Consider the following 11,068-nt stretch of genomic DNA (forward strand, 5'->3'; position numbering starts at 1 on the left):
CGGAAGGAACCGAATTATGCTGCCCGCCAAAGAAAGTAACGGCATGCGCTATGAGCTTGTAGCACCCGATGGGTCCGTTGCAGCGGGCGGCGCGTTCACCGACGCCGACGCGAAGGCACCGCCCGGCGGGCTGATCGATCAGCTCGCCACCCTAATTGCCTCGCGCGAGAGCGAGGGCCTCGACGGGCGAGAACGCGCAAAGTGGCTCCCGTTGGGAACAGCGGAGCGGGCCGAGGCGGCCGCCGTATACGGCGACGAAATTGTCAGCGACTCCTGGGCATACGCCAGCGAATATATGCACAATGCGTTCGTAGCACGCCGTGATCTTCCCCTGCTGAACGGTTGGTTCATCCGCATCCGCATTGACCCCGCGACCCCCGGCGCAGGGAATGCAGACCAAATGTGCGGGAACAGCCAAGATGGCTGACAGCCTGACCGCCCCGCATTGGGTTCGATTCGAGCAGTTGCGGGAGAAGGGGCATGAACCGCAAGCGCCGGCCTTTGTATTTGCAAACTTTGATTTTGTGGTCCAGGGGGTGCACTGCGAGGCCTGCGCCCAAACGCGGCAGCGCTGGCGCGATGGAGTGAATAACGCTGTCCAAGAGCATGTCTCGCCGCACAGCGGCGACGACAGGCATTGTGTGGAGTGACCAGATGTCGGCAAGCCGCTCGTCCCGGCTGCGCAGCGGGCTGACCGCCGCAAAACTAAGGGGCTCGCTTTGGAGCGAAGAAATTCGCAGCTGGGTACTGCGAGCGCAACGGCGTGTACGAATTCAACGACGGTTGGTCACAAAGCGCGCCGCAATGACCGCGATCGGCGTAACCGTCTAATCATCACCGACACAGGAGATTGACTGACATTGCCACGACGTTCGAGGTTTGGGATGGCATGGGCGAAATGCGCCTGTCCACAACCGATCAGGGCGCAGCCTACAAGCTGTGTGATGAACTGCGTGACAACGATATTTCCGCCGAGGTTCACCGCAAGCGGTCTTGGCCGTGTGGTGACTGCGGTTGCACTGTGGTCTCCCATGGTGGATATGACACCGACTGTGACGGCTGCGGCGCGCGCTACAACGCATTCGGCCAGCGGCTACGCGATGATTGGCGGGGCAACCCGTCGAACTATGACGACGAGATCAGCGACATTGACGGCTATGAAATGCAGCACGCATACGACAACTAAACGCGCGCTCGAGCCGGCGTCCGGGTGTCGGAGCGCTGGCTCTACGACGTTACCGGCTCAAATTGCAACCGACACACGGAGAGTCAGCATGGATATCAAGCCTGGCGACCGCATCCGCAATATCTACGGATTCGCCGGAACCGTTCTGCAGGTGTACACCGATGAGGGACTCGCCCACATTCGTTACGACGATGAACAGCGTGGGCGCATCGTCGGACGCGACTGGCACTCAAAGATCAGTGAGCTCGAGCCTGAGTGATCATTCGTGTGCCGGGTGACCAAGTAGGGGGATGGATGTATTGGTGGGTCTATGACGAGGACGGGGATCTGGTCGACGCTGTCGAGGCCGGCTGTGTCGCAGATGCGTTGGCGGAGTTCACATATGCAGAGCCCACGTGGTTCGCGGTGCCGGATGGGTGGTCTGCTGTGCGCACCGGGAGTGGAGCTGCCGGATGAATACCCAGCATCGGTAAAAGGGTGGTTTCGTCCCTGGTCCTCTTCGCCGCCGCGTACCTTGTGTCCCGGTAATCCGGCACCGACCGGGGCAGTTGGCTGATGAAGCTGCTGGACGCCCCGGATGGTGCCTTGTCGGCGGCGGCGGTTAGTACGCGGGTGGTCGGCTGCTGAGTGGCCTCAAGGGGGCGGACGGCATCAGTGGCGCGGGCGCGGTGAACGTCGGCCGCGGCGCGCCGTACGAAGAATTGTTTTTGATTTGCGAGAAATACCCTGTACTGTGTCGGCATGACCAATCCCGGATACCAATTCCACGTACTCGGCCACGGCGGGTTGTTCGAGGCCCAGACGTTGGAGGTGTTCTCCTACCCGATGGGGGACATCACCGTGCGTCGCATCCCGGATACCGATCTTGTCCAGGGAACCATCCAGATGATGGCGGTTCACCGCACCGCTGTTGACTGGACACTCGTCCAGCAATGGGCCGCACTTGTAGAGCATCTGTTTCCCGGACAACCCCGGGTGTTGGCCCTTGCCTACCTGCCCAGCGCACGGGGCGACAAGGATGTTCCCAATCCAGCGCTGGTCAACGCCACGTTGGCCGCCGGGTCCGGCATCACCGACATCGTCACCATCGACCCGCACAGCGGTGTCTGGCTGGCCGCGCTGCGGGCCACCAACCCAGCGATTCGCCAGCACCTGCTGCCGCTCGGCGACATCGTGCACCGTGCGCTGACAGCCGACGCAGGCGCGTCGGGGCACCTGGGGGTGATCAGCCCCGACAAGGGCGCGGTGGCGCGGGCCGGCGAGGCGGCCGCGCTGCTGGGCGTGCCGGTCTATGTGGCCAGTAAGAACCGTGACCCGCAGACCGGGCGGCTGACCGACTACACGCTGGACGCCGACCTGGCGCCGGGCGCCTATCTGGTGGTTGACGACATCTTCGACGGTGGCGGCACGTTCGCACTGCTCGCTGGCGCCGTGCCGGACGGGGTGGTGCTCGACTTGTGGGTGACCCACGGCGGGTTCACCAAGCCGGACTTCTCCGCCGCGGCCCGCGCGCGTTACCGGCGCATCTACACCACCGATTCGCTGAGCTCCGCGGTGGCCGCCGGTTTGGCGGACAGCCAGATCCAGGTGACGGCCCTGCGGCCGTGGATCACCGCCGCGGTGCAGCTGGGTGAGTTAGCGGGGGCGGGGGAGCAGCGATGAGCGCCCCGACGACGTCCACCGAGCACCGACCCGGAAGGGATGCTGCCGTGGCCGACGCGGTTGTGGATCGCGTGGTGGACACCCTGCTGGCCACCGACGCCTACAAACTCGATCACCGCCGGCAATACCCGCCGGGCACTGAGGTGGTGTTCTCCAACCTGACCGCCCGGGGCAGCCGCATTCCCGGGGTGGATGTGACGGTCTTCTTCGGCCTGCAAGCCTTCCTGACCCGGCTCACGCAGCGCTGGGATGAGTTCTTCGGCCTCGACGACGCAACCCTGGACCAGGCGCTCGCGAAGTACGACAGCGTAGTCACAGCACTGCTGGGAACGGGTGACGTCGGCACCGACCACTTCCGCGTCCTGCATGAAATCGGGCACCTTCCGTTGCGCGTCAAAGCATTCCGCGAAGGCGCCCTGGTCCCGCTACGGGTCCCGTACTTCACGATCGAAAACATCGACCCCCAGGTATGCTGGCTGACCAACTACCTGGAGACCGAGCTGTGCGCCGAGCTGTGGCAGCCGATCACCAGCGCCACAATCGCCTGGCGCAACCGGGTGCTGCTCGACGAGCGCGCCGAGAAGTCTGGTGACCCCGCCGCCGTCGACTATCAGGGCCACGACTTCTCCTGCCGCGGTATGGCGGGAATGCACGCCGCTGCGGCCAGCGGGGCCGGTCACCTGCTCAGCTTCCGCGGCACCGACACCTTGCCGGCGGTGCAGTTCATCGATCGCTACTACCCGGGCGACAACGGGATCGTGGCGGCTTCGTGCGCGGCCACCGAGCACAGCGTGATGTGCGCCGGCGGCCGCGACACCGAGCTGGAGACGTTTCGGCGGCTGCTGGCGCTCTACCCGGCCGGCATCCTGTCGATCGTCTCCGATACCTGGGATCTGTGGCGGGTGTTCACCGATTTTTTGCCCCGTCTCAAGGACATGATCCTGGCGCGGGAAGGCAAGCTGGTCATCCGGCCGGACAGCGGTGACCCCGAGCTGATCCTGTGCGGGGACCCCGACGCCCCGCCCGGCAGCCCGGCGCGCCGGGGTGTGGTGGGCCTGCTGGCCGATGAGTTCGGAACGGTGCTCAATGACAAGGGATATCGGGACCTCGATCCGCACGTGGGCGCTATCTATGGTGACTCGATCACCTACGAACGCGCCGACGCGATCACCGCGAACCTGATGCGGCAGGGGTTCGCCTCCACCGCAGTGGTGTTCGGCTACGGCAGCTACACCTACCAGTACCAGACCCGCGACACGTTCAAGATGGCGATGAAGGCGACGTGGGTTGAGGTTAACGGCCAGGGCTACGACATCTTAAAGGATCCTGTTACCGACGACGGGACAAAGAAATCCGCGACCGGTCGGCTGGCTGTGCGCCGCATGATGGACAGCCGGCCGTACCTGATTGAGCACGCGGACGCCGACCAGGAAGCCAACCAAGAACTGCAGCTGGTGTACGAGGACGGAAAACTGCTGCGGCAGAGCTCATTTGCCGACGTGCGTGACCGCTTGCGCTACGAGACCGGGCTGTATCTGCGCCGCACCAAGCGCTCGATGTCTGCCAAGGAGGTGTGATGACATCGCTACGGGAAACCAACCTCGCCTACAAAGACGGGGAGCACTCCATCCACGGGACCTGGCTATCGGTGGACGTGGTGGCCCTGACCGAAGACGTCGACACCGTCCGCGTCGCGCTCATCACCCGCAAAACCCAGCCCCACCGGGGTGCGACCACACTGCCCGGAGGGCTGCTGGCCGCCTGGAACCAGGAGACGGTCGAACAGGCCGCGCGACGCATCATCCGAGAAAAGGCCGGCGTCGAGGCTGTCGGCGGTGTAGCCGTCCTCGATGTGGTCAGTGACCCCGGCCGCGACGAACGGGGACACACCGTCTCCATCGTCGTCGGAGTCCGGATCCCCGCCGGCACCCCGGGCACCGTGCCCATCGACGACCTTCCCAACGACATGCCCTTCGGGCATTCCGCGATGGTCCGCACGGCGCTGGACAAGATCAGCACCGGGCTGTTCACCGACCCCGCCCTGACCTACGCACTACTCGGGGAGGCCACCACCTTCACCGACGTCATGGCGCTCGCCCGGGGGTGCGACCCGAGCGCCAGCGAGAGCACGATCGGCTCGCGGCTTCGCCGTTGCGGCATGTATGAGGTGGACCCGGACCACAGCCGCAAACGCGAAACCGGTCCTGGCAGACCAGCTCTCGTCTTCACGAAAAGCAAAACCAAGACGCGCCGCGCCGCCAGAGCCACGGCCCGCGCGTGATCTCCGATCGGTTTTTTCTGTCGTCGCTGTGGGTGCGCTGGCTGGTGCGCACCGCGGCATCGGCGGTCCTTGTCGGTGCCGTGGTCGTCTGGATATTTCCGATGTTCGTGTACCAGATCGGGTGGTTGTGGGCTGGGCTGGCCGTTATCGCGTTGTGCGCGATCACCTCCGTGGCCACCACATATATCCAGCGGCCGATCCGCCAGCGCTATCTCGATGCGCTGCAAGGACTTGACCGCCAGGAGAGCCTGGCAGCGCTCGAGGCGTTGCGCACCGGTGTGGTGCCCGCCGATCCGGACGTGCTGGCTGCAGCCATCCGGACTGGCACCCTGGCGCAGGCCTACCAGCGGGGGACATCCCGCGCGCAGCGTGCGGCTCAGTGGTGGATACCGGTTGTGGTCATCGTGGCCGCGGTGGTGGAGTTCCTCGCATCTGTTCCCCTCCTGGGCGGGATGCTCATCGGTGTCGCCTTCCTATCGGTGATTCAGTCGATGACTAGGGCGCGCCGGCGGCGGCGCACACGGGAGAACCTCGAGGTGCTGCGCGCCGCGGCCGACTCGGCGGCGATTGCTTCGCCTTACGATCACGAGGCTGGGATCGCAGTAGTGCCGGCGCGCCGGTACTGGCAGCTCGTGGCGGCGGTCGCGATCCCGGTGGCGGCGTTCATGGCGCTGATCCATGTCGTGGATCGAACAAGCCCGGATTGCCGCATCGTGCATGCTGCGGTGAAACTGATCTACGACAAACGGCAGCTGGCGGATCCGCAAAACATCACCCGAAGCGAGCCGGACATCGCCGCCTATCGGGCCTGGTCACAACAATTGCGGAATTACGCCGCTAACGTGTCGGAGCCTCGTATCGCACCGCGTCTGCACCGCATCGCCGACCTATCCGATCAAGCGGTCGCACAAGTCGTGCAGGCCCGCGACGCCCATGCCACGACACCAGCCGACCACCGAGATCAGCAGAAGGCCTTTGGAACCACCATGCAGGCCCTCGTCGACGAAGACAACGCGGTGGCCGCGGTCTGCTTTCCGCACCACGTAACGCCGCCATGACATCCGTCGCCCAGGTTTTAGGGTTGCACAATGATCAGTGAGCTGGAGGCGCCGCCGGCACCGCAACCGCCAACGAGTCGAGGACAGCTCATCGGTCCGCGCAGTGTGTGCGCCATCGCGCTGATTGTGCGGCGCGGGAAATCCGATCGTATCTTTGCACCGTTATCGCCCACGCGGTGGCGCCTTGGATGCTAACGCTGAGCGCAATGACCGCCCCGATTACCTCAACCCGCACCGCGGAAGAGTCGATGACCCGAATCCTCGGCGGCACGGGACGCACTGGGCATGGTTCGTCGGTGTGCTCGCGGGCTTGGCGCTGGTGGGTCTCGGGGTGGCCGTCGTGCTGATGTTGCCGCTGGCCATGGCCACTGACAACTGCCATGATGACGGCAGCACCGACAGGGTGTGCACGCTTTCGGCGTCCGGTCAGAACCTGCTCGTCATGATTCCGTGGATGTGTCTGGGCGCCGGCCTAGCCGCGGCCATTGTGGGCGCCGCGGTCTGCGCGCGTTTCCGCCGAACGCCGCTGATCGGCATCCCGATCGGGATGGCGGCGTATCTCGCGATGATCCCAGTCGGCTACGAGATCGCGTTCCATGTTTGAGGTTTAGGCACATAGGTCATCGCGTGATCGCCTGCCGGCGCGGCTGTGTCACGGGCAAGCCGCGCCGGCAGGCGAGGCGAGAGTCATGGGCGCGACGTCGATGTCTGTCGCTGGCGCGTCAGCAACTTGATGAGCAGGTGCCCCGCAGTGGCCGGGTGGTGGTCGGCTGATTGGTTTGGATGGTGAACAGGTGAATTCGTGTGTACCGCAGCAGGTTCGGGTCGCACCGGCTGGTTTGGCGGTGAGTGTGCACGCAGTACCCGTCGCCTGGCGATGTCGGTGTGTGACGATATCCTCTGATGTGTCGGGCGCGTAGCTCGGCGCCGATGAGCTCCGGCGGGTAGCCGGGGCGTGAGCCCGGGAAGGGGCGGTGAGAGGTATGAAAACGCTGGCCAGCCTGGCGGAGATTTACGCCGAATACGACAAGTGGGAGCAGCGATTGCAGCGGGCCCGCCGGCGGCGTGAGGTGGCTGAGCGCAGCGTTGAGCGCTGCTACAAGCACCTGGCGCCGACGGTGATGGTTGAGCAGGTTGCGGCGCTGCTGCGTCCGCATTTTCCGCAGTACCGGCTGCGGGTGCTCGGTCCTTTCGGCCTGTGCTCCGAGACTGCGATTCACGCTTACGATGAGCGGGGGGAGTGCGTGGGGTCGGTTGCGTTTCGGCCATCCGGTAACCGGCTCAACGTGGTCGATTACCGTCGTGACAGCGGCAGGTTTGGCCCGAATACCCTCGGTGCACTCAACGGGTTGAATCATCCCGAGGTTGCTGCACCGACCAGTGTCGCGGGCTTGATCTCGCGTGGTCAACCGCTCCCCGGGGGAGGCGTAGCGCTCATCCGCCAGCCTCCCCCGGGGCCGTACTGCGTGGTTTTCCCCGGTCCTCGTCCGGCCCCCGGCCTGCCCAACCACAACACGGGCAATCGGTGCGGTACGCGATAGGCAGGCGGCGTCAGGCTTTGAGGTATGGCCAGACGTCGTCGAATTGGGCTAGTTGGCCTTCGGTCATGTGTGCGTCGGCGGTTCCGGGCCACCATTCGTCGCCGAATTTTGCTTGCCCGTAGGCGTGTAGGAATTCGATGACACGGTTGGGATCGGGTTGTGCCATGATTTGGTGTCCTGTCCTGTTTGCGATTGGTTTGGTGACCGCGGCCGCCCCGGTTGGGGGCGACTAGGTGGCGGGCGGCGACCGGTGACGCTGACGAGTGTTGCGTCTGTGCTCCATCGGATAGCTCCACGCACTACATGGCCTCGTCGTGGATTTGCCTGTGGTTCAATGGTCGTCGTCGTACCAAACCGACATGACGGAGTCGTTGTACGCTTCGGTCCATACGCCGGTGGGCAGTTGGACGCTCGGGACGTTGTAGTTGCCGACATAACCGCCGAATGGGAAGGTATAGCTCCAGCCGTAGGGTCCGTCGGTCCAGATCAACACGGTGCGGCCCTGTTCCCAATCGTCAACTTTGACCGTGGGCCGCTCGAATCCGAACCGCTGCGCGTTGAATGCCTCCATGAGCGCGTCGGCTACCTGTTCGGCCTGTTGGGCAGTGGCTTGCTGTGTCGTCATTGTTGCTTTGTTCCTTGTTTCGTCTTCTGTTGTGCCTGGCGCGGTTTAGCAGCGGTCGCCGTTGCCGGCGATGAGGGTGGCGCAAGATCCTGCGGCAATGCGGACGGCGCGGACCGGCCATCAACCACAGCTCGGAAATCATTGCCGGACTCTGGAATCTCAAGACCCACAATCAATTACGGTCCACTTCCTAGTCGTCCAAGTGGCTCAGTGAGCGCCGAATAGCGTGTGATGCCGCTGTGTCGAGCACTGTGTATGGCTCGTAGTTGGCGGGCAATGTGGTGAATTCATCGAAACTCAGCGCGGGCTGCGCTTCGCCTGTGACGGCGAAGTATCGCCAGCCGCGACGGTCGTGCCCGTGCACCCAGACTGCACCCTCGCAGTCCACGACCACGTCATCGCAGGCAACCTCGTCAGCTCTCATTTGGTTTTACCTCCGCCCGTGTGTTGTCCGGCCCGGCGCGTAACAGGCCATTGTGGGTGCTCATCGAACTCACGGGCAGGTCTGTGCGCGCTGATGTTCGATGGCGTCGGCGAGGTCTCGCTCGCGCTGAGTCATGTCGTGGGGCATGCCGTCGATGTAGGGGCTGTCGAGTAACGCTTCCTGGCGGATGAGCGCGGCTACTGCGGGACTGGCGTGGACGATGTCGTAGGCGCGGGAGGCGATCCAGTCGTGCCAGTAATGGCCGGCGCCGGGGTCGATGCTGTATTCGGTGAACGTGACCTGGGCGCCGTCGATGAACAGTTGCATGCCGCATTCGTAGTCGGGGCTGCGGTCGTGGAACAGTTCGACTCTCAATGTTTCCCCCTCGCAAATGTATGGTTACCCTCGACTGCTAAGGCCGCCGGCGGGTCAGCAGGGCGCATCATCGGCCGGTAGCGCGCTGTGGCCCTGGTGTAAGGGTGGCATCCCGGCACGTGCTGAATAGTGGAGCGACACACGCGGGGGGCCTACGGCAGCGCTGGTGCGCGTGGGGCGTGGAAGAGGCAGGGCCGGCCTGTCGGTCCGGCGAGCTCGAGGCGCATGATGCCGGTGCGTGCGCCCCGTCGCAGGTCTCAGGTGTTGGCTGAGAGGTACACCGAGTTGAGCACACGCGCCCGGATCAATATCGGTTGCCGGCCAGTCGGCCGATCGCGGTGATTGTGTTCCCTCAGACCGAGCGAGCGGGCACGCTTGGGGCAAATGGGTGGGGGAGGGTAGACCTGGCCAAGCGTTGAAAGTATGAGGGGCAGCGTCAGCTGCCCAGTATTGTCGCGCTGAAAACTGGTAAAGAGGCTGCTGGCGTTCCTTCTTGACCACCGGCAGAAGGCCCGTAAGCGGCGAGGCCAGCGCACACCGGGCGCCACCTACGGGTCCAAGTGAAAGTGAGACGAAATGATGATGGTAGGCAATCGGTGACGGTGATCATCTCCCGTGTTGCCAACGCGCTGATCGCTAACGTCGACGTCGGCGTACCGATGACGTCGGCCGCTGGACGAGTCCTGGGCCGTTACCGCCGCCGCTACGGTGGACTGTGGGTCGGTGGCCGGGTCACCGTTACAACTGCCGATGTTCAGTTCCACGCCAACGCCATCAACCGCTCGATCCAATCGGGACAGCTGGACATCATCGTCGACCTCCGCTCGATCGATTCGGTCGAACTGCTACCGGGCTTCGTCACCAAGATCATCGCCATCCGCACCGGTGACCAGGTGACCAAAATCCGCTGCTTCGGCGCAGCGAAGGTCGCCGAGCTGATTCGCGCTGCAGCGTCGTCCGCGGGTTCGGCTGCACAGGCATGAACGTGGGCTGGCCCGCTGTATCTCGGCGGGCGAACTCGCGGCTGATCCTGATGTGCGCCCGGAGGTTTCGACCTCCTGTGTGCCTAGTTACGCGGGTTCGGCGCTGATGTTTTGACCTCTTGGGCACCGATTACCGACCAGTCCTTAACATCGCTGTCGACCTGCGGCCATTCTTCGATACCTTCGAGTTCCCATGCGCTCTCGACGTCAAAGTCATCGTCAACCTCGACGCGGTAAGTGTTGATCTCGGTTGTCCGAATGGTGACGTCAATCAATTTGTTTCATTGTTGCACTCCAATCACTTTGTGGCCCAACGGGATTGTTGGAGGCGTGCCCGTCGCAGTGACCCCGTCGCAGGAGTCGAACCTGCGACGGGGTGTGTAGCGTGAGCGCGCCCCGGCGCTTGGTTGTGGCCCTGGTTTTAAAGGGTGGCAGCTGGGCTGTTGGGGGTTGGTGTAGCGACACGCGCTGAGCGTGGGTTGTGGTGGGGCCGGTGGCGGCAAAGGGCCGGGGTAGGGGAGGGCCGGCAAGCGTGGAAAGTATGAGGGGCAGCGTCAGCTGTCCCGTAGTGCCGCGCCGGAAAAGAGGAAAGACCATGCGCCATAGTCGAAATGCGCTGATAGTACGAAAAGCATTGGGATACAATGGAGTAAGCGGCGAAGCCGCGAGCTGACATGAAACAACCGATAACGCAACAATATTCGACAAGGAGGCGAAGCCGACGAATGAGCCACACGAAACCCCAAGCAACACAACAACACACAGCCACATAACCCGGTCACGGCGAAGCCGAGACCGCAACCACTCACCACATCGAAAACACAACGCGCACAACACAATTGACCCGCAACGGTGGTAGCCGGCCGGAGGCCGGCGTGCGTCGTCGGCGCTTGCGCCGGCGGTCTCCGCTGCGGCGAAGCCGCGGGGGGGGGG

At 64.1% G+C, this 11,068-nt stretch carries 15 protein-coding genes; 11 read left to right on the plus strand and 4 right to left on the minus strand.

What is annotated here, in order from left to right; all coding sequences use genetic code 11:
- Positions 1–16: 16 nt before the first annotated feature.
- From H7I87_RS03040 to H7I87_RS03085, 10 genes are all read left to right on the plus strand, one after another.
- Complete coding sequence (locus H7I87_RS03040) at positions 17–427, plus strand: hypothetical protein (protein ID WP_083071415.1); 411 nt, start codon at positions 17–19, stop codon at positions 425–427.
- Complete coding sequence (locus tag H7I87_RS03045; RefSeq protein WP_139800103.1) at positions 420–650, plus strand: hypothetical protein; 231 nt, start codon at positions 420–422, stop codon at positions 648–650. Before H7I87_RS03040 ends, H7I87_RS03045 begins: the two co-directional genes overlap by 8 nt.
- Before the next feature lie 200 nt (positions 651–850).
- Positions 851–1,186, plus strand: a complete 336-nt coding sequence (locus H7I87_RS03050) for a hypothetical protein (RefSeq protein ID WP_139800102.1) — start codon at positions 851–853, stop codon at positions 1,184–1,186.
- Positions 1,187–1,274: 88 nt separating this feature from the next.
- Complete coding sequence (locus H7I87_RS03055) at positions 1,275–1,445, plus strand: hypothetical protein (RefSeq protein WP_158085018.1); 171 nt, start codon at positions 1,275–1,277, stop codon at positions 1,443–1,445.
- Positions 1,446–1,927: 482 nt separating this feature from the next.
- Positions 1,928–2,848, plus strand: a complete 921-nt coding sequence (locus H7I87_RS03060; protein WP_083071413.1) for a phosphoribosyltransferase family protein — start codon at positions 1,928–1,930, stop codon at positions 2,846–2,848.
- Positions 2,845–4,425 carry a nicotinate phosphoribosyltransferase gene (locus H7I87_RS03065; protein ID WP_083071412.1) on the plus strand — a complete coding sequence of 527 codons (1,581 nt, stop codon included), beginning with the start codon at positions 2,845–2,847 and terminating at the stop codon, positions 4,423–4,425. Before H7I87_RS03060 ends, H7I87_RS03065 begins: the two co-directional genes overlap by 4 nt.
- Positions 4,425–5,129, plus strand: a complete 705-nt coding sequence (locus tag H7I87_RS03070; protein ID WP_083071411.1) for an NUDIX domain-containing protein — start codon at positions 4,425–4,427, stop codon at positions 5,127–5,129. Before H7I87_RS03065 ends, H7I87_RS03070 begins: the two co-directional genes overlap by 1 nt.
- Positions 5,126–6,187 carry a hypothetical protein gene (locus tag H7I87_RS03075; protein ID WP_083071410.1) on the plus strand — a complete coding sequence of 354 codons (1,062 nt, stop codon included), beginning with the start codon at positions 5,126–5,128 and terminating at the stop codon, positions 6,185–6,187. Before H7I87_RS03070 ends, H7I87_RS03075 begins: the two co-directional genes overlap by 4 nt.
- Before the next feature lie 310 nt (positions 6,188–6,497).
- Positions 6,498–6,791: a hypothetical protein gene (locus H7I87_RS03080; RefSeq protein WP_139800101.1), complete on the plus strand. Its 294-nt coding sequence runs from the start codon at positions 6,498–6,500 to the stop codon at positions 6,789–6,791.
- Between the two features lie 379 nt (positions 6,792–7,170).
- Complete coding sequence (locus H7I87_RS03085) at positions 7,171–7,728, plus strand: hypothetical protein (protein WP_139800100.1); 558 nt, start codon at positions 7,171–7,173, stop codon at positions 7,726–7,728.
- A 10-nt stretch (positions 7,729–7,738) separates the two neighbouring features.
- On the opposite strand, the gene H7I87_RS03090 is transcribed toward H7I87_RS03085, so the two are convergent.
- From H7I87_RS03090 to H7I87_RS03100, 3 genes are all read right to left on the minus strand, one after another.
- A complete protein-coding gene (locus tag H7I87_RS03090; RefSeq protein WP_167380287.1) occupies positions 7,739–7,894 on the minus strand; it encodes a hypothetical protein in 156 nt (51 codons plus the stop codon).
- 165 nt (positions 7,895–8,059) lie between these two features.
- On the minus strand, positions 8,060–8,353 hold the full coding sequence (locus tag H7I87_RS03095; RefSeq protein ID WP_139800099.1) for a hypothetical protein: 294 nt from the start codon (positions 8,351–8,353) through the stop codon (positions 8,060–8,062).
- A gap of 493 nt (positions 8,354–8,846) precedes the next feature.
- A complete protein-coding gene (locus H7I87_RS03100; RefSeq protein ID WP_083071407.1) occupies positions 8,847–9,152 on the minus strand; it encodes a hypothetical protein in 306 nt (101 codons plus the stop codon).
- A gap of 596 nt (positions 9,153–9,748) precedes the next feature.
- Here H7I87_RS03100 and H7I87_RS03105 point away from each other — a divergent pair.
- A complete protein-coding gene (locus tag H7I87_RS03105) occupies positions 9,749–10,135 on the plus strand; it encodes a hypothetical protein (protein WP_139800098.1) in 387 nt (128 codons plus the stop codon).
- Between the two features lie 83 nt (positions 10,136–10,218).
- On the opposite strand, the gene H7I87_RS03110 is transcribed toward H7I87_RS03105, so the two are convergent.
- Positions 10,219–10,410, minus strand: a complete 192-nt coding sequence (locus tag H7I87_RS03110) for a hypothetical protein (protein WP_139800097.1) — start codon at positions 10,408–10,410, stop codon at positions 10,219–10,221.
- Between the last annotated feature and the right edge of the window lie 658 nt (positions 10,411–11,068).

Origin of the sequence: Mycobacterium timonense (assembly GCF_025821985.1) — a bacterium.
In the GTDB taxonomy this organism is placed as follows: Bacteria; Actinomycetota; Actinomycetes; order Mycobacteriales; family Mycobacteriaceae; genus Mycobacterium; species Mycobacterium avium.